Here is an 18,861-nt window from a genome sequence, read left to right as displayed (position 1 = left end):
TTCTTTCCTCTTTAAAAAAGCGATATATGCTGCCATAGCGAAATAAACACCCAAAACCAAGACAATAAAAACAGGTGTAGAATAAGAAATCATAGAAACACCCTCACTTTAAATCATGGTACGATGGATGGAATATCAATAAAAGGATAGCGATAATTGGAATGGATAATATGATGGCAAGTAATGGCCTTTTATGGTGCAATCCTAATATTGAAAACATGATGACATTGAAAATTGCAGACCATCCTAAATTCCAGCCATTTTCATAAAGGAACAGTCCTTTTTTATGAAAAAGGTATTCCAATAACGTGAAGTAAGCAATCCAGCAGGCAAGATACAGCCATTTCTTTTTTCTATATGGAAAATAACGAAGAAAGATCATGATGACGACAGGAATGATAAAGAAAGTGAAAACGAGATCAATAAACGTATGATTTAGCCAATCTACTGTCACAGCTTTATATTCCCAAAGTGTGTGGTTATAAAAGATCAAGTTATAGGAGAGATTGCAAATAATATAATATTGAACTGTTGGATAATACTCTCTCCAGCGTTTCCAATCAATAAAGAGCTTGGCGAAAATCAGATAAACAACCACTACCAGAATTAGATACATATTAAGTACAATCCTTGTTTTTGTTACTCAGTATGGACGTAACGTAAATAGAATAGACATTCTGGACAGATAAAGTGCCTGATTCACATTGAATCAGGCACTTTAATTGAAGTATTTATTCCAATTCTGACAGTACTCTATCAATCGCCTGGGCAACACCATGATCTGTATTGATGCCAGTGACCCAGTCAGCGGCTTCTTTCACTGCTTCCTGTGCGTTCCCCATCGCAACTCCGAAACCAGCTTCACGAATCATGGCTATATCATTCATACTGTCCCCGACCGCCATGACTTGTTCCATGGACAGGTCCAGCCATTTGCAAACCTTCACCAAAGCCGCTGCCTTATTGACCCCTGCAGGATTGATTTCGATATTCGTCGGCGAAGAATTTGTGATTTCCAGTGCTTCATTTTTCACCAGCTCGTCCATCATGACTTTGCGGACGTCATCATCCTGAATATCGAATCCAAACTTCAGCCAGTTATAGGTATCGATTTCCTGATCAAAAGGCTTATTCGTATTGAAAAGTCCTTGGGAAGTGGAAGACCAGAAGTATACATCATGCTCTTCTTTTAATTTCCAAAGCTGTTTCACAAGATCAAGATCAAGTGGGATGCTGTCTACCAGATTGTATTCATGATCGTAAATTTCCCCGCCATTCACGGTCACCAGATAAGATGAACGCCCAAGCTCATCTGAAATGTCGCGGCATGTGAAAAGGGAGCGGCCAGTACTTAACACCACATGAATACCTTTCTCCTTTGCACGCTGAATGGCTTGTGCGTTTTCAGGAGATACTTCTCCTTCGTGATTGACCAGTGTTCCATCCATATCCAAGGCAATTAATCTTATATCCATTATACCTATCACGTCCTTCTATTCATTCATATCCAGTGTAATATAATTTGAGCTAATCTTCTAGGAAGCCGACTTGATGAAGGTATTATTTCCTAAGTACTGTACTTCATATTACAATAGAAAAGAGTATCTATTTGAGAGGAAGAGAACAATGGAGTCTACATATGAAAAGGGTAAGTGGAAGCAGCTTATTACTTTAATAAAGGAAACCGATCCACCGAAAACCCTGTTTGGCATTTCTTTATTCTTGAGCCTGCTTACAACGATTGCGGGACTTGCTATACCTTTATTAACAAGTAAGTTGATCGATGACTTCAGTTTAGATTCGTTAAGCAAAGGGGTCATCATAGGGATGATCGCTGCCTTTTTTGTTCAAGCGATTGCGGGAGGAGTGTCTGTTTACATATTGGCGAGGGTCGGGCAGCACGTGATCGCTTCATTGAGAGAGAAGCTTTGGAGAAAATTGCTGGTTCTGCCCGTTCCTTATTATGATTCGCATGAAACGGGTGACTCGGTCAGCCGTATGACCAGTGATACGGGAGTGATCAAAAACTTGATAACCGAGCATCTGACAGGCTTTATTACAGGGATCATTTCTGTAATAGGTGCCATCATCGTGCTGTTTTATTTAGATTGGCCTCTTACCTTGGTGATGTTTTCAATCATTCCACTATCACTATTATTTCTTATCCCGATTGGCAAAAAGATGGCTGATATCTCAAGGGGATTGCAAACCGAGACTGCAAGTTTCTCGGCTATCTTAACGAGAGTCCTTTCGGAAATCCGTCTGGTGAAGTCATCCAATGCGGAGGAGATTGAATTTCAAAAAGGTCAAACAGGAATCAAGAAGCTTTATGTCCTCGGATTAAAGGAAGGAATCATACAAGCGTTAATGTCGCCGGTCGTTTCTTCTTTAATTATCATCGTTCTTGTCCTAATCATTGGGTTCGGCGGTATTCGAGTGACCTCTGGAGCCATGACGGCCGGGGAGCTTGTTGCTTTCTTTATCTACCTCTTTCAGATTATCATGCCGATCACCCAGATCATCGTGTTTGTAACTCAATTCCAGAAAACTGTGGGAGCAACAGAGAAAGTGTTATCGATTCTCAATTTAGAGGAAGAAAACCTTGAGGATGGAAGGTCCGTCCCTCAAACAGATCGTGCCCTGGTCCTTGATGGCGTGACGTTTGGGTATGAAGAGGGGGAGAAGGTGTTAAAGGATGTGACGATAAGGGCTGAAAAAGGGAAAGTGACGGCCATCGTTGGTCCGAGTGGAAGTGGGAAAACGACACTTTTTTCATTGATAGAGCAGTTCTATAAGCCCCAGCAAGGAGCCATTCTCTTGGGAGAAGATACAATCAGCTCATACTCGCTAAAATCATGGCGGGAACTTCTTGGCTACGTCTCCCAGGAGAGTCCGATCTATTCAGGCACGATAGGGGACAATATCTCTTACGGGCTCGATGGGGATATATCAGAGGAAAAGATGATTGCCGCTTCAAAAATGGCGTATGCCCATGAATTTATTAAGGAACTCCCTAACGGTTATCAAACAGAAGTAGGAGAAAGAGGAATCAAGCTTTCAGGAGGACAGCGACAACGACTTGCCATTGCAAGAGCCCTATTGAGGGACCCTGATATCCTCATGCTGGATGAAGCCACTTCAAGCCTTGATAGTCAATCAGAAATTGTCGTTCAGGAAGCCCTAAAGAACTTAATGAAGGGACGAACCACCCTTGTGATTGCCCATCGCTTATCCACCATCGTGGATGCCGATCAAATTGTCTTTTTAGAAAAAGGAAAGGTGACTGGAGTCGGGACACATGAGGAATTGTTTACATCCCATGCTTTATACCGCGACTTTGCGAGACAGCAGTTAAGGATAGGGGAGCATCCTGATGCGGGAAGTGAATTAACATGAAACCTTTTACTGAACGAGTTGTGAGAATCATACAGAGCATCCCTTCTGGAAAAGTGATGACGTACGGTCAAATCGCTTCATTTGCAGGCAGTCCAAGAGCTGCCAGGCAGGTCGTACGGATTCTTCATTCCATGAGTGAAAAGTATAAACTTCCCTGGCACCGGGTTTTGAATAGCAAGGGGGAAATTGGATTCGGGGATGAAGAGCAAGCGATGAACCAAAGGCTATGTTTGGAAGCAGAAGGGGTTCATTTCATAGGGAAGAATCGGATTAGGTTAGAGGAGTTTCGGTATGAGCCCGAACCGGAGTGGGACATTTAATGATAATGGTGTTAAATTCCAATAATTTCAAAATGATTGATAAATTACTCCTTAGCTCAAAATTGCATAGCAAAAGCTAATTTCTACTGGTTCAGGTTAACGGTACCGGCCGATTCCATTATGGGATCTCTATGTCTAAATCTTAACCAGGTTTCAATCAAGAAAGCCGAAAACAATGACAAATAAAGATGTAAGGGCTATGAATCCGATGATCACGTATCCGATGATCCGGATTCCCAATGGCAGACTCCCAGTTTCGGGTTTACTCATGGGGGCTCCTTCGATTTTTGACATATGGTCAGTCACATCATTAAACGGTTTTTTAAGATTTGTCATAGTATCCCTCCTTTCTATATTTTACCATAAAAAAGGTAACCTAAATTTAAGGTTACCTTTTTTTTTTTAATTCAGCTGTCCATTCCTAAGTCTTTTCAGCCAACGTTTTTGTCGGGAGCTGATAAAGAAGTAACCAACTAGACTTAATCCAGATACCACGAAACTACCTTGCCAAATGAGGTTCACATCCAACCCCAATCCTGTGAAGGCACCAACGCCACCGAAGAGCAAAAGGATGAAAGCCTGCTTCTTTTGGTTTTCAAATACTGCGAACTGAAACTCATTTTGCTGATGATGGTCCTTTTGTTCAAGCGCTTTTTCTGGTACATCCAACAACTGCCGGACTTTCTGAACAGTCTGAAAGAGTGGTTGGGCACTGACCCATTTCATAAGGAGCTCCCATTTGTTTGTGTTACTGTCCTTTACCCAATCCATGAAAGCGGGTTTGACGACATCGAGGATTTCTTCATCGGGACTCAATGTATGAACAAGTCCTTCTATAGTTGCAAAAGACCGGCCTAAAAAGATGAAACGGGTAGGCACTTGTACAGGTAATGATTTCACCATATCATTTATTTCTTTCTTCACGGTTAGCAGATCCATCTGTTTGAACTGCTCCATATCGAGTGTGACAAATTCCTTCAGCACGGGTTCGATCGTTTTCGGACTTGCATCAGGAAGCAAGAAACCTAATTGAGCCAGCGCTTCTGCTGCTTTCCGGAAGTTCTTTAGTAGGATTCCTTCCAGAAGATCTTGAAAGTGAGTGGAATCTCTCTTGGAAATTTCCCCGATCATTCCGTAATCCAGGAGAACGAAGGTACCATCCGGCTGAAGAAGTATATTCCCTGCATGTGGGTCGGCATGGAAAATTCCCGGCTCGAGCCATTGGGGAAGGAAGAGGCGAAACAATTCCTGAGCTAGCTTCTGCCCGTCCAATCCATACGACTCAAATGCTTTTTTGTCATTTAATCGAACGCCATCCACCCACTCCATCACCAATACTTTATCTGTGCAAAGTTCAGGATACATAGCAGGAATCTTCACGTTAGAATGGTCCTTGAATCGTTGTTTGAACGAAATAGCGGTGTGCATTTCTTTTGAAAAGTCGAGCTCTTGTTCGATGACTTGCTTTAATTCCTGATAAAGCATCTTGAAATCAATGAACCCTTTGGGAACTGGAGCGAATCGTCGAGCGAACCAAATAATGATGGAAAGGGAACGGAAATCCGTCTTCACCAGGGAAGGAATCTCAGGGCGCTGCACCTTTATAGCCGCTTGGGTACCATCTAACAGAGTCGCTTTGTAAACTTCTCCTATTGAAGCTGAAGCAACAGCTTCATGGTCGATGGCCTGTACCTTGGTAGTCACAGAGCTGTTCCATTCACGTTCCAGAACCTTTTCAATCTCCTTCCATGGTGAAGGAGGAACGTGATCGACCAAATCCTGTATTTGATTGATAAATCCTCTCGGAAGCAAATCCTCACGTATACTAAGGAGCTGTCCAACCTTGATCAAAACGCCATTTAACTCAAATAAAGTTTCTTTAAACTCTTTTCCAATGCGTTCCCAGAGCTTCTCTTTCTCCCATTGGGACTTACCGCGGATACGGTACCAATAGACTCTCACCACGATGGAAAGCGCCAGTGATAATACCTTCCACATTCTCCAAAGCTTCTTCTCTGATTTCATCGTTTCATCCCCCGTAACTGGACTGTCTAGTTCTATTATGTAATACGGATAAAGAAGAAGAAAGTTTCTCTGCCTTATCATCAAAAAAATTCATTTTCCGCTGGATTTTCATGGTAATATATACACAATTCAATATATTGAATAATATCAGTAAAAAGTTTCTAACGATACCAAGGGATGTGAATCACAGAACAAGCGGGATTTTAAACAATTTATCTTGAAGAAATAACCAGTTAGTAGCTGAAAGGAATTCACCCCAAAAAGTTAAATCACAAAGAAGTGAATGAAATTATAAAATGTTTTTTCCCGTTTTTGACACCTTTGTGAACTGCTTAAAAGCCTATTGCAATAAGGATGGAGAAGGGGTATATTATAAGTGTAAAGAACATGTGAAACATTTCACAAATAAAACAGCTATCATATCAAAACCATCACAAACTTTGATCAACTGTTTTTTTAACCACAATTGTGAAATATTTCACAATACAAATCCAAAAGGAGATGATCCATCATGAGATGGTGGGAAAATCAAAAGGTGAGCATGGTTTGGACAGTGATTAGAATTTGGTTGGGCGTTCAGTGGCTGGAAGCAGGGTGGCATAAGGTGAACGATGGTTTTGATGCAAGCGGCTTCTTGCAAGGAGCATTGGCTAAGGCGACAGGAGATCATCCAGCCGTTCAAGGGTGGTACGCAGAATTTCTAAAAGGGTTCGCTATTCCCAATGTAGATTTATTCAACATCTTGATTCCTTGGGGAGAAGTGCTGGTGGGAGTTGGCTTGATTGTCGGATTCATGACAATACCGGCACTACTCGCAGGTGCATTCATGAACTTAAACTTCTTATTAGCGGGAACAGTGAGCACGAATCCCGTTCTCTATACAGTTGCCATCATCCTTCTTTTTGCCGGCAGAGGGGCTTTCTGTTGGGGAGCTGACCGTTGGGTGATACCATACCTGAAACATATGGTTCTTCCTAAAGGCAAACAGCATAAAAAGCCGATCGTGGTGTGATAGTACGTATAATTAAAACCACCCATGCTGGTCTCTCATGGGTGGCTTCTTAATGAATTCCTCTTGACCTAGCTTTTTTACCTACCGGGATTGCTCTATTGGTTTTTCTTCACTCGTGCACGCTGGTTGGCAGCATTGGCGCGAGCTTGTGCTTCCATATCAGCCTGGTCGGCAAGTTCACGTGAGAACTCTTCGTCAACACCGTCAGATTTGAGCTGAGCGGGTGTTTGAGGCAAGCTGTTTTTATTTCCTCGTTTACTATTTCCGCGTGATCTGCCCAATATGAACATCCCCTTTTCAGTTGGTTAAAAAATAAAGGTACAGACTAAGGAGTCTGTACCTTTATTCTTCTTCAAAGTAAGGGGTTTTAGTTAGGTAATAATTGTCTATCTATGGGCTTTGGAACTGAAGCCGCCTGCACGATCGGCTGCTTTGAATTCTCGTGAATACGTTACTTCCTGCGCACTGGATAGAACCGATTTGTTTTTGTCTTTCTTTTTCTTATTATCCATTCGTATGTACATCCCTTCTTTTCAAGATTAATACTATTTTTGCCTTGAAAAGAAAGGGGCATACCTGTGATTTAATGATAAATGTCAATCAGTGCACTTTTTAATTCAGGGTATTCAAATTGAAAACCGTTTTCTGAAAGGACACTCGGAAGTACTTTTTGGCCTTCTAGCACTAAGGCGCACATTTCACCCATTGCTACTTTTAAAGCAAGGGATGGGACAGGGATCCAGTGTGGCCTGCCAAGCACCGCCCCGAGGGTTTTCCCAAAATCTTTCATGGAAACGGGAGAAGGTGATGTCACATTTACCGGTCCCGAGATGGATTCTGTTTCAGCAATGAAATGCACAGCTCTTGCGATGTCTTTTATATGGACCCACGACATCCATTGGTCCCCGGATCCAACCGTTCCTCCCACGAACATTTTATATGGAAGAGCGATTCGGGGGAGGGCGCCTTCGTCTTTCCCGAGAATAATACCAAAGCGTGCATATGAAACCCGGATGCCCAGCTGATTCGCTTTGCTCGCTTCTTTTTCCCATATTTGAACGGTTTCTCCTAAAAAGTTGTCCGCCGTTTCCGTTGAGGCTTCCGTATACGTATTCGTTTTGGAAGAAGGATAGTAGCCGATTGCACTTGCGCTAATAAGACACGCGGGTTTTTCTTTCAGTGCTTTAATAATATTCATTACCTCTTGGGTTGAGTTGATTCGGCTATTGATGATTCGTTTCTTACGCTCATCCGTCCAACGGCCGCTGTTGATGGATTCCCCTGCAAGGTTAATGAAGGCTTGGATTCCTTCGAGCTCCTCTTCGGGTTTCGCACCGTCAGATAGCCATTTTACATAGGTAACACCTGAACGATTGTCGTATTTATCCGGATTTCGGGTAAGTATCATTACTTCGTGATGGTGTTCAAGAAGTTCCTCCGTCAAAGCCTGACCGACAAAACCCGTACCACCTGTTATAGCGATCTTCATCATCATCCCTCCAATATACTTATTATTTTACCTATCTACAGAATAAAAAACATATGCTGAATGTGTTAGGATTACTATGAGGTGGAAAAAATGGGTAAGATTACGAAAATAACGAAGCAAGTAAAGAACGATGAGCGTTACAATTTATTTATAGATGGAAAATATTCTTTCAGTGTCGATGAAGCAGTATTGGCGAAGTTCCAGCTCAGAAAAGGCTTGGAAGTCGATGAGCTTGAGATTTCCGAGCTTCAGTACGAAGACGATGTGAAAAAAGCATTCAATAAAGCCATCCAGTATTTAGCCTATCGAATGCGTACGGAAAAAGAAATCAGGGACCATTTACAAGAAGGTGATCCTGAAGATGGCGTCATACAGGAAGTGATTCATAAATTAAATGAAATTAAATACATCAATGATTTAGAATTCGCTCAAGCATTTGTCGGGACTCACATGAATACCTCCGATAAGGGGCCGACCTGGATTCGGGGGGAATTAAGAAGAAAAGGGGTGGATGACCCTTATATCGAAGAGGCTCTTGCTGTATTCACAGAAGAGAAGCAGGTCGATAAAGCGGTCGGTCTCACCGAAAAACTTCTTCAAAAATACCGGAAAGATTCAAAGATGATCGCCAAGCAAAAAATTGAGCAGAATTTGATGCGAAAAGGATATCCGGGTTCTGTCATGAAAATTGTCTGGGAGACAGTAGAATCTGATCGGGATGATGATGAAAAATGGGATGCCGTCTATCACCAAGGGTTAAAGGCTCATAGAAAGCTGAGTTCAAAGTATGAGGGATACGAGTATGTCCAGAAAATGAAACAGACCTTGTATCGAAAAGGTTTCTCTATGGAGGACATCGATAGACTTTTGGAAGAATTAAAAGAAAATGAAGAATGATTTGATGTTTTCAAGATAGATTGAATTATAGGGGTATGACAAGGGGGAGTTCGTGTGGAGATTTTCACGCTTCTGTTTGCTGGTTTAACACTTCTGCTGCTCATCGGTACGACAAAAAAATTCAAGCTTTACACAGGTGGAATTGTCGTGGTGGCGGCAGCACTATTTATCATTGGTGAAATCATCATTAAAGTCCAAACCGGATTCTATACACTGGGGAAACAAGAATGGTATAACCAAGGGTACGCCGAAACCATGGGGAAATGGGTGATGCCATTTTTTCTCTTGGGGGTGGCAATTTTCCTCATTCTCGTGAACATCCGGATAATCCAGCAGTTTCTCAAAAGAAAAGACGGTATCCGCTGGGTGTGGATGGCATTTGTCGTTGTTATTGATGCCTTCGCTGTATTTTTGGTGCCTGTTCTATTATTTGTGGTGGCCTTTATGTTCTTCCCGTTTGCTCCATAATTGAGAAGGCAGTCTTCCTTTAGGGAAGGCTGCCTATTTAGGTTTATTTTTTTGATTCAATGACGATTTCGTCTTTTTCTTTGTATTCATTCACAATCAATTCCGCAACATCTTTAGGAGAGCGAAGTCTTGATGGATCACTGATATGGTCACTGTTCTCCCAAAATGGGGTATCCATTCCACCCATATATGCATTCACGATGCGAAGATTCGAGTCCTCGTACTCCTTCTGTAAACTTTCACCAAATCCTCTGAGGGCAAACTTGCTCGCTACATACAATGATTCGTTCATTTTACCTCTAAGGCCAGCTGTTGAAATGATGTTAATGATGGTGCTATTTTGTTCCAGTTGATTTAGAAGTGCCTTGGTAAGTCGAATGGGGCCAAGTGCATTTGTTTCAAACATGCTTACTAATTCCTCATCGCCTGAATCCTTGAAGGGACCGAAATAGCCTACTCCTGCGTTATGTATGAGTAATTCAACAGTATGATCATGTAGATGATTTTTGCCGAATTGTTGAATGTCATGAGTTGAACGGATATCCAATGTGGTAAATGAAACCTGTCCGCCTAAGCTTTCAATTTCTGTTGCAGCTTCTTTTAAGCGGTCTTCCGTTCGGCCAAGAAGCAAGATATGATATCCTTGCTGGCTAAGCAGTTTTCCTAATTCTTTTCCAAGGCCGGAGCCTCCGCCTGTGATGATGGCTGTTTTCATGATGGTGTCATCCTTTCTGGTGAATTTGGTTAGATGATTGTCTTGGAATAAGGGGCCGTCTTATGCTTGTCGGGGCTGACCAAGCCGCTTCCGCTTTTCTTATTGTATCATTTTCTCTATACTACTATTAGTAGAGGTGATGAAGAATGGAACAAGAGAGAAGATATAGTGAGATGACGGAGCATGAGTTGAAGCAGGAAATTGCTTCGTTGAAAGAAAAGGCAAGAAAAGCTGAACAGTTGGGGATTGTGAATGAGTTCGCCGTTTTGGAGCGGAAGGCTCTTATGGCACAGGCTTATTTAATGGATCCCGATAGCTACAAGCCAGGTGGCATCTACGCGATAGAAGGGGATCCCGGTACATATTTCAAAGTGGACTATCTAAACGGGGTATTTGCCTGGGGATATCGCCTGGGAGGAGACGGAAAAGAAGAAGCACTGCCGATTTCGCTGTTAGCAGGGGAAAAGAAATAATGAAGAGGTCCGTCATGGGGACGGACCTCGGAAACAGTCTAGGAACGCTTGCGTGTCTGGTTCTCTAGAATGATTAAGTCTTGAGTTTGTGTGGTTTGTCCATTAGCTTGGGAATGGGCATGCTTTGGATTGTAGAATGCCTTGTTAAATGGACTACTGTACTTATTTCGGTAGAAGTTGTTTTTCATGTTTGCCATCGTAACTACCCCCTAAACAAATTTCACTTCATTAAAGTGAGTCGTGATCTCTTTCTCCAGAAGCTTTCATACGTTCTTGAGGATGGGTATTGATGGTGCCGTTAGCCCTTTTAGATGCAAATTCCGCTTTAGCTCTTGGTTCACCTTCGAATTTATTGTTATTCATGTTAGGGAACCCTGTCGATTTATTTCGCATAAAGTGCCTCCTAAAAGGTGAATTTTCTGACTCATACCGTGAAGAAGCAAAGATTCACAACTAAGCTTAACCACGTACTAATAGTATGGGTGAAATGGTGTACATTATCATAAAAGCGGGAACTAAATATATGGAAAAGGAGGAGACAAAATGGAGTCAACATTCCACGAATTAACACAATTGTTAATTGAAAAAAACAATAAACTTTCGTATGAAAAAGCGAGAACCTGGATCGAACTTGTATGGGAGGATTTCGAAGCTACATATGCAAAAGCAGGTTACGATTATAAAGGGAAAGCAGTAACGGAAAAAGTCGTTCGCCAATGGGTAAATACATACGGAGAACAAATCCACGAATTTGCTGCACAAAACCCTAAATACAAACACCTGATCGACGATACAGAAGGTGATGATTTAGTGCATTAAAGTGATGAGGGACGGACCTTGAAAAGGTCCGTCCCTCACTGCTTTAATCGATTAAAATGTCGATGTCGACTTTTGAGCGGAGTTTTTCTTCGCTGAAGACCCATCCTGTGTAGGAGCTGACGATGGTCAGATCTTTGTCGAGCTGTACCAGGGCGACAAATGGATAGTGTCCGTTATTTCTGTAGCGAAGATCGATGAAGCGAACTTCAAAATGATCTTCGTATTCATCCACTTCCCAGCGGAAAACAGGCGAAAAGGAAAGAAAAGCGGCCAGATTTTTATCTTTTTTAGCGGCATTGATTACTGAATTCTCTGGTATCGGTATCCGTTCAAATTTATCAAAAATCGTAATCGACCGTCTGAATGCCCGGGCGACATAGTAATGCTCCTTGGTTACGATCGCAAGTCGCCATTGGAAAAACCGGATCGTCGGAGAAACGATTATTTTCTCCGCTTTAGGGATTCTTCGCTTAACAGCATTTTTTACGGCTTTTTGAACCTGGAATCTTAATACATAATAAGCAAAAATCACAATGTACATGACCAAAAAGGTTTTTCCGGGCGGTAATCCGATGCCCCAAAGAATCAATCCTCCAATATGAATCCCGAAAATAATCGGGTCAAACGTGTTAATGACCCCTAAAGCGACCCATTTCGACGAGATCGGCCTGATGGCTTGTGTCCCATAGGCGTTGAAAATGTCGACAAATACATGGAGGAATACGGCCACAAATGTCCAAATCCATAAATGAAGCAAATCTGCCCCCGGGAAAAAAGGATAAAGACAAGCGACAATTAAAAGCGGCCACAGAAATAAAGCTGGAATGCTGTGGGTGATGCCTCGGTGATGACGTATATAAACGGCATTATTGCGTAATTTCAAAACGGTATCAATGTCTGGTATTTGAGAGCCGATGACTGCTGCAACGAGCACACTTTGAGAAGTGGCTGCACTTTCAGCAACAACGGGATCCAGGGTGGCTAAGCCCCCAAGAGCGAAACCCATGACGATATGAGTGCCTGTATCCAAAAAAAGTCCTCCCTTGGCTCGCATTTCTTTGTTTTCTTTATGACTTGTATTCATTTTTGAACATGATATGGTTAAAAGGAGTTTATTTCAATGAAAAACACTTTACACATTTACTTAGAATATGAAATAAAACAAAACTTCAAACCTCAATATAAGCAGATTATGAATAACATCGTCGAGACATTACCACAATACGACGCCTGTAATATCCAATGGGAAAAGTCTGATGCCGGCTCTAATCGTTACATCGAACGGTTTATTGTGCCAACAGAATCCCATTTCCATGTTTTGAAACGTTTACGAACTTCCCGTCGTCATTTATTATTTGGATTATTGGACGAATGTATTTGTGGAGGGTTAAAAGAAATAAACCTTGTTGGCTTAAAAACATAGCCTTAATTATTTATTCCCTATTCAATGTAACATTTAACATCCTGGAGGTACAAAATTGACTGAAGAATCTTTGAAACATTTACAAACCATCAACCGTGAGGAATTTCAGAAAGATTTACTATCATGGTTTTCAAGGGAACAGCGCGATCTTCCATGGAGGAAGGATCAAGATCCATATAAAGTGTGGGTATCAGAAATCATGCTTCAACAAACAAGAGTGGATACGGTCATACCTTATTTTAACCGATTCATCGAGAAATTTCCTACCATAGATGCTCTTGCTACAGCAGACGAAGAAGATGTGCTGAAAGCATGGGAAGGTCTCGGCTACTATTCGAGAGTCAGAAACCTTCAATCTGCTGTAAAAGAAGTGAGTGAAAAGTATGAAGGAATCGTCCCGGATACACCGAAAGAAATATCGTCATTAAAAGGTGTGGGACCATACACTGCGGGGGCGATTTTGAGTATTGCCTACAGCAAACCGGAGCCTGCTGTCGACGGAAATGTCATGCGGGTATTTTCAAGGATCCTCTCTATCTGGCTGGATATTGCCAAACCTGCTTCACGCAAGGTATTTGAACAAGCAGTCAGAAATTTGATTTCTGAAGAGAATCCATCGTATTTCAATCAAGCATTGATGGAGCTTGGGGCACTGATTTGCACACCGACATCACCATCCTGCTTACTATGTCCTGTCCGGGAGCACTGTCAGGCATTTGAAGAAGGAGTGCAAACAGAACTTCCAATTAAATCGAAAAAGAAATCTGCACGTAAGCTGAATATGGCGGCAGCCGTTCTGTTTACGGAAGATGATCGAGTGGTTATCCACAAACGCCCGAGTAAAGGACTGCTTGCTAACTTATGGGAATTCCCTAATTTTGAAGTGGGAAGTAAAAGCGGCGGACGAAAGCAATTGCTTGATCAAATGGAGGAAGAATACAAGGTAGATTGCTCATTGAAAGCAGGGGTTGTCACGAAAATCCAGCATATATTCTCACACATTGTTTGGGATATTGAAGTATATGTTGGTTCTATCGACAGTACTACTCTTGATGCCAGCGGTCTGATTGCCGTAACGACTGAAGAATTAGAGAAGTATGCCTTTCCTGTTTCCCACCAGAAAATCTGGAAGGAGACAGGTGAAGGGATACTACAGAAATAAAAAAAGAGCAGCCGGGAAGGTTGCTCTTTGTCTATTGCCATTTCAATCGTAACTAACCTTTGTGCCATGTGTATAATCGGCTTCGCCTCGCTTCAATCCGCCTCGGTTTTCAATTTCTTCAACAATTTCTCTGTGAATCGATTGTCCTTCTGCGTTCAAATAGGGTACTATTTGTTGTAGTGAATGATGAAAGAAGGCAAGCTCGCTTTTCTCCCATTCATTTTTAGGAATCATTGAAAGCTCTGTCATATCTCTACCTACATACATAACTCATTCCTCCATTCAACTGACGTGCTCTTATTAGTGTGCATGTTCAAGGCCTGATTATGCTTTACACCGAATGGAAAATGAAATTGAAAGGATGATCAACATGAGTCAAAAAGTAGCATTAGTCACAGGGAGCAGCCGCGGACTTGGGCGGGAAATTGCGATTCAACTAGCAGAAAAAGGATACGATATCGTCATTAATTACGCACGAAGCAAAAAAGGTGCACTCGAAACGGCTGAACAGGTCGAAAAGTTGGGACGAAAAGCATTTGTCGTAAGGGCAAATGTAGGAGACGTCGATAAAATCAAATCGATGTTCGAACAGATCAAAGAAGAGTTCGGCCGCTTGGATGTGTTGGTAAGTAACGCAGCATCCGGGGTTCTTCGCCCGGTCATGGAACTTGAGGAATCTCATTGGGATTGGACGATGAACATTAACAGCAAGGCACTACTATTCTGTGCCCAGGAAGCGGCAAAATTAATGGATAAAGGCGGACGCATTGTAAGCATAAGCTCATTGGGATCCATCCGTTATTTAGACAATTATACAACTGTGGGAGTATCCAAAGCTGCAGTTGAAGCATTAACGCGTTATCTTGCAGTTGAGCTTGCACCGCGTGACATAATCGTAAATGCAGTTTCCGGTGGTGCGATCGATACAGATGCACTCAAGCATTTCCCTAATCGTGAAGAGCTCCTGGAAGATGCACGCAGTAAAACACCTGCAGGACGGATGGTGGAAATTGATGATCTTGTAAAGTCAGTGATGTTCCTCGTTTCAGACGATTCTTCCATGATCAGAGGTCAAACGATCATCGTCGATGGCGGTCGCTCTCTACTCGTTTAGTGGAATGTATTTCCTGAAAAATATCGAATAGTGAAATCCACGCTTGGTTATCTTAATAAGCGTGGAGGTGATTACAATGGCAAAACAACCAAACAAAACTCAAGCTGGTACAAGCGTTCAACATGTGAAACAACAAAACGCTCAAGCTGGTCAAGCTCAACAACAACAATACGGTACTGAGTTCGCTTCAGAAACAACAGCAGCACAACACGTGAAGCAACAAAACCAACAAGCAGAAGCTAACAAAGCGAAAGCTTCTGGTAAATACGGTCAACAACAACAATAATTGAATTGTTCTTGACGGAAAAAGCACCCATTAACTTGGGTGCTTTTTCGTTTTTGAGGGACGGACCTCTCAAATCGCTACATATAAAGGGACGGACCTCCCATGAATCCTATCATGTCAACGCCAATCAATCATCATCCTTTGAAAAATGGAGGTCCGTCCCTCCATCGACAAAACTGGTGGGATTGTGACAGAAGTTGTCAAAGGGTTTGGAGGGTGAAAGGAGAATGTTTAGGAGAGCTTGTTTAGGGGAGTGGTGGAAGTGATGCAGCAACGGTTTAATGAGTTGGTAACAGAGCAGTTGGAGACCATGGATAAGTTGTTATATCTTCAGTCTGAGATCGAACGTTGTCAAGAGCTTGAAGAGGAGCTGCTTCAGCTTCAAGAGATGACGAAGGTTGAGTCTATAAAGAGAGAGATTGCTTCAAAAAAGATGGAACTTAAAGAGATTCAAAACATGTTTCAAAAACAAACCGATGAAGTGATTCGCTCCTATCAAAAGGAACAAAACAGCGTTACAACATAAAAAGATATGAATGATAAATCCCATTTTTGAAAAGAAACCGGGCGATTCTTAAAGGATTTTTTCTTTAAGGATAGCCCTTTTGTTTTAAATTTTCTGAGGAAACGTTATAATGATAGAATAGATAAGTATATATAAGGGTAATTTTGAAATGAAAGAAGGGGATACGATGGCGGTTCCCACTGAAGGAAAATCAGTACAAATACATAGCTTTAAGCATGATGGCAACATTCACCGGATATGGAATGAGACGACGGTTCTTAAAGGAACAAGCAATCAGATAATCGGTGGAAATGATCGAACGATGGTGACGGAATCAGACGGAAGAACGTGGATGACCCGTGAACCGGCAATATGCTATTTTCATTCAGAGCTATGGTTTAACATTATTTGTATGATTCGTGAGGACGGTATTTATTATTATTGTAATTTAAGCTCACCATTTGTATATGACCATGAAGCGATCAAGTATATTGATTACGACTTGGATATTAAAGTGTTTCCTGATATGACATATACATTGCTGGATGAGGATGAGTATGAAGCTCATCGCAAGCTGTATGGTTACCCGGATGTGATCGACCACATCCTGAAGCGAAATGTCGACAAGCTTGTTCGCTGGATCCGACAAAGAAAAGGGCCATTTGCTCCTGACTTTATTGACATTTGGTACGAGCGTTATCTTACTCACAGGGGGTAACACAGCTGGAAAACTGTATAGGCATTAAAGGGCTGACCCAGTAAGGAGCAACCCTTTTCATTTCCTGAAAGGACTTGAAGAGGAACATTGCTGCGTTCCATACAGGGTCATCCCTTTTTATTGGGGGCAAAATAAATACTCACATCTTAGAAAGGAGTAATCACTTGGATAGTATCAAACGCTACCTTCAATTTGTAAAACCTTATCGGTGGCAAATTATTGGTACATTAATTATAGGTATTATTAAATTTACGATTCCCTTATTAATCCCGATTTTAATCAAGTATGTCATTGATGATATAGTAGGGGCTTCTGGCCTGTCTTCGGAAGAAAAGACAAATCAATTACTGATGATCATGGGGATCATGCTTGGCCTATTCTTACTGGTAAGACCACCTGTAGAGTATTATCGACAGTACTTTGCTCAGTGGACGGGAAACAAGATCTTGTATGACTTAAGGGACCATTTGTTTTCACATATACAACGACTCAGCTTTAAATATTACTCGAATACAAGAGCAGGGGAAGTCATTTCCAGGGTCATCAATGATGTAGAACAAACGAAGAATTTCGTAATCACCGGTCTGATGAACCTCTGGCTGGATGCCGCTACCATTGTCATTGCTCTATCCATCATGTTTACGATGGATGTTTCATTAACACTTGTTTCTTTAATAGCATTTCCTTTCTATGCTTTTTCTGTCCGTTATTTCTTTGGCAGACTTAGAGGGTTGACGAGAGACCGTTCTCAGGCACTCGCGGAGGTACAAAGCCATTTGCACGAGAGAGTTCAAGGGATGGCTGTCATCAAGAGTTTTGCCGTAGAAGACTATGAACAAAAACAGTTTCAAGATCAAAATAGCAATTTCTTAACGAAAGCCTTAAAGCAAACAAGCTGGAATGCGAAAGCGTTCGCTGTTGTGAATACCATTACGGATATATCTCCGTTAATCATCATCGGATATGCGGGGCTGCAAGTTATTAATGGAGATCTGACCATTGGGACAATGGCTGCCTTTATCGCATATATCGATCGTCTCTATGGTCCGCTTAGACGACTGGTGAATTCTTCTACAACCTTGACTCAATCGATCGCTTCCATGGACCGTGTATTTGAGTTCATGGATGAGAAGTATGATATTGATGATGAGCGAGGGGCGATTCCTTGTGAAAATGTACGCGGAGATATTCATTTTAAAAATGTTTCCTTTCGTTATGAATCTGAAGAGGAAGACGTTCTGCGTAAACTCAACCTTGATATTAAAACGGGTGAAACCGTCGCTCTGGTCGGCATGAGCGGTGGAGGAAAATCATCCTTCGTCAGTCTTATTCCCCGTTTTTATGATGTCACAGCTGGTGAAATTCTTTTAGATGGAACAGACATCAGAAGATTTCAGGTAAGGTCTTTGCGGGACAATATCGGAATGGTGCTTCAGGATAATATTCTCTTTAGTGAATCGGTCAAGATGAATATTAAATTCGGTAATCCTGATGCAACGGATGAAGAAGTAATAGAAGCTGCCAAGGCGGCAAATGCACATGATTTCATCATGAAATTACCTCAAGGCTATGACACCAAAGTAGGAGAAAGAGGTGTGAAACTATCCGGAGGACAGAAGCAGCGTGTCGCGATTGCCAGGGTGTTCCTTAAAAATCCACCGATTCTCATACTGGATGAAGCAACGTCAGCCCTTGATCTGGAAAGCGAACACCTGATCCAGGAATCTCTTGAAATCCTGGCAAAAGATCGAACGACCTTCATAGTGGCTCATCGATTATCAACGATCACTCATGCTGATAGAATCATTCATATGGAGCACGGAGAAGTTGTCGAAATGGGCACACATGAAGAGCTGATGGCAAAACAGGGTCATTACTATAAACTCTTCCAAGTACAGCAGCTCGATCAATAAACTAAGAAAGTCATGACTTATCACGATATACGTGATAAAAGTCATGATTTTTTTGTTTTCCTAAAAAAAATATCAAACTTATTTCAGGTGTTCGGTGAAAGAAGTAGGGCTAAATAACTTTATCTG

26 protein-coding genes are annotated in these 18,861 nt (G+C 41.8%); 14 read left to right on the top strand and 12 right to left on the bottom strand.

Annotated features, from left to right (window positions below):
• Positions 1–103 precede the first annotated feature (103 nt).
• Positions 104–616 carry a CBO0543 family protein gene (locus FZC88_RS07780; RefSeq protein WP_148968096.1) on the bottom strand — a complete coding sequence of 171 codons (513 nt, stop codon included), beginning with the start codon at positions 614–616 and terminating at the stop codon, positions 104–106.
• Between the two features lie 115 nt (positions 617–731).
• Positions 732–1,475 carry a Cof-type HAD-IIB family hydrolase gene (locus tag FZC88_RS07775; protein WP_148994337.1) on the bottom strand — a complete coding sequence of 248 codons (744 nt, stop codon included), beginning with the start codon at positions 1,473–1,475 and terminating at the stop codon, positions 732–734.
• A gap of 151 nt (positions 1,476–1,626) precedes the next feature.
• Here FZC88_RS07775 and FZC88_RS07770 point away from each other — a divergent pair, with 151 nt between their 5' ends.
• Positions 1,627–3,396: an ABC transporter ATP-binding protein gene (locus FZC88_RS07770; protein ID WP_148995120.1), complete on the top strand. Its 1,770-nt coding sequence runs from the start codon at positions 1,627–1,629 to the stop codon at positions 3,394–3,396.
• Entirely contained in the window at positions 3,393–3,716 is a 324-nt protein-coding gene (locus FZC88_RS07765) for an MGMT family protein (protein WP_148968098.1), read from the top strand. The genes FZC88_RS07770 and FZC88_RS07765 overlap by 4 nt, the downstream gene beginning before the upstream one ends.
• 153 nt (positions 3,717–3,869) lie before the next feature.
• On the opposite strand, the gene FZC88_RS07760 is transcribed toward FZC88_RS07765, so the two are convergent.
• Both FZC88_RS07760 and FZC88_RS07755 read right to left on the bottom strand, forming a co-directional pair.
• Positions 3,870–4,052 carry a hypothetical protein gene (locus tag FZC88_RS07760; protein WP_148968099.1) on the bottom strand — a complete coding sequence of 61 codons (183 nt, stop codon included), beginning with the start codon at positions 4,050–4,052 and terminating at the stop codon, positions 3,870–3,872.
• 66 nt (positions 4,053–4,118) lie between these two features.
• Positions 4,119–5,741 (bottom strand): ABC1 kinase family protein, encoded by a 1,623-nt coding sequence (locus FZC88_RS07755; protein WP_148994336.1) that lies wholly within the window; start codon positions 5,739–5,741, stop codon positions 4,119–4,121.
• 511 nt (positions 5,742–6,252) lie between these two features.
• Between FZC88_RS07755 and FZC88_RS07750 the strand changes: the two genes are divergently transcribed.
• Entirely contained in the window at positions 6,253–6,753 is a 501-nt protein-coding gene (locus FZC88_RS07750; RefSeq protein WP_148994335.1) for a DoxX family protein, read from the top strand.
• Positions 6,754–6,848: 95 nt separating this feature from the next.
• On the opposite strand, the gene FZC88_RS07745 is transcribed toward FZC88_RS07750, so the two are convergent.
• The 3 genes from FZC88_RS07745 to FZC88_RS07735 form a co-directional block, all read right to left on the bottom strand.
• A complete protein-coding gene (locus FZC88_RS07745; RefSeq protein WP_044339722.1) occupies positions 6,849–7,034 on the bottom strand; it encodes a YfhD family protein in 186 nt (61 codons plus the stop codon).
• Between the two features lie 105 nt (positions 7,035–7,139).
• Positions 7,140–7,265, bottom strand: a complete 126-nt coding sequence (locus tag FZC88_RS07740) for a YfhE family protein (protein WP_079531092.1) — start codon at positions 7,263–7,265, stop codon at positions 7,140–7,142.
• A gap of 71 nt (positions 7,266–7,336) precedes the next feature.
• Entirely contained in the window at positions 7,337–8,242 is a 906-nt protein-coding gene (locus tag FZC88_RS07735) for a TIGR01777 family oxidoreductase (RefSeq protein WP_148994334.1), read from the bottom strand.
• Between the two features lie 90 nt (positions 8,243–8,332).
• Here FZC88_RS07735 and recX point away from each other — a divergent pair, with 90 nt between their 5' ends.
• Complete coding sequence (gene recX / locus FZC88_RS07730) at positions 8,333–9,139, top strand: recombination regulator RecX (protein ID WP_148994333.1); 807 nt, start codon at positions 8,333–8,335, stop codon at positions 9,137–9,139.
• 54 nt (positions 9,140–9,193) lie between these two features.
• Entirely contained in the window at positions 9,194–9,607 is a 414-nt protein-coding gene (locus tag FZC88_RS07725; RefSeq protein ID WP_148994332.1) for a hypothetical protein, read from the top strand.
• Positions 9,608–9,650: 43 nt separating this feature from the next.
• On the opposite strand, the gene FZC88_RS07720 is transcribed toward FZC88_RS07725, so the two are convergent.
• Positions 9,651–10,322: an SDR family NAD(P)-dependent oxidoreductase gene (locus tag FZC88_RS07720; protein WP_148994331.1), complete on the bottom strand. Its 672-nt coding sequence runs from the start codon at positions 10,320–10,322 to the stop codon at positions 9,651–9,653.
• 146 nt (positions 10,323–10,468) lie between these two features.
• On the opposite strand from FZC88_RS07720, the gene FZC88_RS07715 reads away from it, so the two are divergent.
• A complete protein-coding gene (locus tag FZC88_RS07715; RefSeq protein ID WP_148968106.1) occupies positions 10,469–10,795 on the top strand; it encodes a YfhH family protein in 327 nt (108 codons plus the stop codon).
• Positions 10,796–10,833: 38 nt separating this feature from the next.
• Here the strand turns inward: FZC88_RS07715 and FZC88_RS07710 are convergent, their stop codons facing one another.
• Both FZC88_RS07710 and FZC88_RS07705 read right to left on the bottom strand, forming a co-directional pair.
• On the bottom strand, positions 10,834–10,992 hold the full coding sequence (locus FZC88_RS07710; RefSeq protein ID WP_082051311.1) for a YpzG family protein: 159 nt from the start codon (positions 10,990–10,992) through the stop codon (positions 10,834–10,836).
• Between the two features lie 31 nt (positions 10,993–11,023).
• On the bottom strand, positions 11,024–11,188 hold the full coding sequence (locus FZC88_RS07705) for a small, acid-soluble spore protein K (RefSeq protein WP_148994330.1): 165 nt from the start codon (positions 11,186–11,188) through the stop codon (positions 11,024–11,026).
• A 150-nt stretch (positions 11,189–11,338) separates the two neighbouring features.
• Between FZC88_RS07705 and FZC88_RS07700 the strand changes: the two genes are divergently transcribed.
• The gene (locus tag FZC88_RS07700) at positions 11,339–11,614 is read left to right on the top strand and encodes a YfhJ family protein (protein ID WP_148994329.1); all 276 of its coding nucleotides are present in this window, start codon (positions 11,339–11,341) and stop codon (positions 11,612–11,614) included.
• A 43-nt stretch (positions 11,615–11,657) separates the two neighbouring features.
• Here FZC88_RS07700 and FZC88_RS07695 read toward each other — a convergent pair whose 3' ends face one another.
• Positions 11,658–12,644 (bottom strand): metal-dependent hydrolase, encoded by a 987-nt coding sequence (locus FZC88_RS07695; RefSeq protein WP_148994328.1) that lies wholly within the window; start codon positions 12,642–12,644, stop codon positions 11,658–11,660.
• A gap of 90 nt (positions 12,645–12,734) precedes the next feature.
• On the opposite strand from FZC88_RS07695, the gene FZC88_RS07690 reads away from it, so the two are divergent.
• Together FZC88_RS07690 and mutY are read left to right on the top strand one after the other, a co-directional pair.
• The gene (locus tag FZC88_RS07690) at positions 12,735–13,037 is read left to right on the top strand and encodes a hypothetical protein (RefSeq protein ID WP_148968109.1); all 303 of its coding nucleotides are present in this window, start codon (positions 12,735–12,737) and stop codon (positions 13,035–13,037) included.
• A 55-nt stretch (positions 13,038–13,092) separates the two neighbouring features.
• Positions 13,093–14,199, top strand: a complete 1,107-nt coding sequence (gene mutY / locus FZC88_RS07685) for an A/G-specific adenine glycosylase (RefSeq protein ID WP_148994327.1) — start codon at positions 13,093–13,095, stop codon at positions 14,197–14,199.
• Positions 14,200–14,241: 42 nt separating this feature from the next.
• Here mutY and FZC88_RS07680 read toward each other — a convergent pair whose 3' ends face one another.
• Positions 14,242–14,466: a hypothetical protein gene (locus FZC88_RS07680; RefSeq protein WP_148968111.1), complete on the bottom strand. Its 225-nt coding sequence runs from the start codon at positions 14,464–14,466 to the stop codon at positions 14,242–14,244.
• Between the two features lie 103 nt (positions 14,467–14,569).
• Here FZC88_RS07680 and fabL point away from each other — a divergent pair, with 103 nt between their 5' ends.
• The 5 genes from fabL (at position 14,570) to FZC88_RS07655 (ending at position 18,735) form a co-directional block, all read left to right on the top strand.
• A complete protein-coding gene (gene fabL, locus FZC88_RS07675; RefSeq protein ID WP_148994326.1) occupies positions 14,570–15,313 on the top strand; it encodes an enoyl-[acyl-carrier-protein] reductase FabL in 744 nt (247 codons plus the stop codon).
• Between the two features lie 76 nt (positions 15,314–15,389).
• Complete coding sequence (locus tag FZC88_RS07670) at positions 15,390–15,599, top strand: gamma-type small acid-soluble spore protein (RefSeq protein WP_113970044.1); 210 nt, start codon at positions 15,390–15,392, stop codon at positions 15,597–15,599.
• A gap of 265 nt (positions 15,600–15,864) precedes the next feature.
• On the top strand, positions 15,865–16,125 hold the full coding sequence (locus FZC88_RS07665) for a YgaB family protein (protein ID WP_148968224.1): 261 nt from the start codon (positions 15,865–15,867) through the stop codon (positions 16,123–16,125).
• 166 nt (positions 16,126–16,291) lie between these two features.
• Positions 16,292–16,822, top strand: coding sequence for a nucleoside tri-diphosphate phosphatase (gene ntdP, locus FZC88_RS07660; protein ID WP_113970149.1), 531 nt, complete (start codon positions 16,292–16,294; stop codon positions 16,820–16,822).
• Positions 16,823–16,986: 164 nt separating this feature from the next.
• On the top strand, positions 16,987–18,735 hold the full coding sequence (locus FZC88_RS07655) for an ABC transporter ATP-binding protein (protein WP_148994325.1): 1,749 nt from the start codon (positions 16,987–16,989) through the stop codon (positions 18,733–18,735).
• The last annotated feature ends 126 nt before the right edge of the window (positions 18,736–18,861 follow it).

This window comes from Rossellomorea aquimaris, assembly GCF_008180865.1.
Taxonomy (GTDB): Bacteria; Bacillota; Bacilli; order Bacillales; family Bacillaceae_B; genus Rossellomorea; species Rossellomorea yichunensis.
This window is presented reverse-complemented; position numbering and strand designations above follow the sequence as displayed.

What these genes read in the sequence shown, in the direction of transcription:
- FZC88_RS07775 (WP_148994337.1), bottom strand. Translation starts at nt 1,475, where the DNA reads ATGGATATAAGATTAATTGCCTTGGATATGGATGGAACACTGGTCAAT.
- FZC88_RS07760 (WP_148968099.1), bottom strand. Translation starts at nt 4,052, where the DNA reads ATGACAAATCTTAAAAAACCGTTTAATGATGTGACTGACCATATGTCA.
- FZC88_RS07690 (WP_148968109.1), top strand. Translation starts at nt 12,735, where the DNA reads ATGAAAAACACTTTACACATTTACTTAGAATATGAAATAAAACAAAAC.
- FZC88_RS07750 (WP_148994335.1), top strand. Translation starts at nt 6,253, where the DNA reads ATGAGATGGTGGGAAAATCAAAAGGTGAGCATGGTTTGGACAGTGATT.
- FZC88_RS07755 (WP_148994336.1), bottom strand. Translation starts at nt 5,741, where the DNA reads ATGAAATCAGAGAAGAAGCTTTGGAGAATGTGGAAGGTATTATCACTG.
- FZC88_RS07700 (WP_148994329.1), top strand. Translation starts at nt 11,339, where the DNA reads ATGGAGTCAACATTCCACGAATTAACACAATTGTTAATTGAAAAAAAC.
- FZC88_RS07770 (WP_148995120.1), top strand. Translation starts at nt 1,627, where the DNA reads ATGGAGTCTACATATGAAAAGGGTAAGTGGAAGCAGCTTATTACTTTA.
- FZC88_RS07720 (WP_148994331.1), bottom strand. Translation starts at nt 10,322, where the DNA reads ATGAAAACAGCCATCATCACAGGCGGAGGCTCCGGCCTTGGAAAAGAA.
- recX (WP_148994333.1), top strand. Translation starts at nt 8,333, where the DNA reads ATGGGTAAGATTACGAAAATAACGAAGCAAGTAAAGAACGATGAGCGT.
- FZC88_RS07670 (WP_113970044.1), top strand. Translation starts at nt 15,390, where the DNA reads ATGGCAAAACAACCAAACAAAACTCAAGCTGGTACAAGCGTTCAACAT.
- FZC88_RS07705 (WP_148994330.1), bottom strand. Translation starts at nt 11,188, where the DNA reads ATGCGAAATAAATCGACAGGGTTCCCTAACATGAATAACAATAAATTC.
- FZC88_RS07680 (WP_148968111.1), bottom strand. Translation starts at nt 14,466, where the DNA reads ATGTATGTAGGTAGAGATATGACAGAGCTTTCAATGATTCCTAAAAAT.
- ntdP (WP_113970149.1), top strand. Translation starts at nt 16,292, where the DNA reads ATGGCGGTTCCCACTGAAGGAAAATCAGTACAAATACATAGCTTTAAG.
- fabL (WP_148994326.1), top strand. Translation starts at nt 14,570, where the DNA reads ATGAGTCAAAAAGTAGCATTAGTCACAGGGAGCAGCCGCGGACTTGGG.
- FZC88_RS07735 (WP_148994334.1), bottom strand. Translation starts at nt 8,242, where the DNA reads ATGAAGATCGCTATAACAGGTGGTACGGGTTTTGTCGGTCAGGCTTTG.
- FZC88_RS07665 (WP_148968224.1), top strand. Translation starts at nt 15,865, where the DNA reads ATGCAGCAACGGTTTAATGAGTTGGTAACAGAGCAGTTGGAGACCATG.
- FZC88_RS07740 (WP_079531092.1), bottom strand. Translation starts at nt 7,265, where the DNA reads ATGGATAATAAGAAAAAGAAAGACAAAAACAAATCGGTTCTATCCAGT.
- FZC88_RS07765 (WP_148968098.1), top strand. Translation starts at nt 3,393, where the DNA reads ATGAAACCTTTTACTGAACGAGTTGTGAGAATCATACAGAGCATCCCT.
- FZC88_RS07710 (WP_082051311.1), bottom strand. Translation starts at nt 10,992, where the DNA reads ATGGCAAACATGAAAAACAACTTCTACCGAAATAAGTACAGTAGTCCA.
- FZC88_RS07780 (WP_148968096.1), bottom strand. Translation starts at nt 616, where the DNA reads ATGTATCTAATTCTGGTAGTGGTTGTTTATCTGATTTTCGCCAAGCTC.
- FZC88_RS07715 (WP_148968106.1), top strand. Translation starts at nt 10,469, where the DNA reads ATGGAACAAGAGAGAAGATATAGTGAGATGACGGAGCATGAGTTGAAG.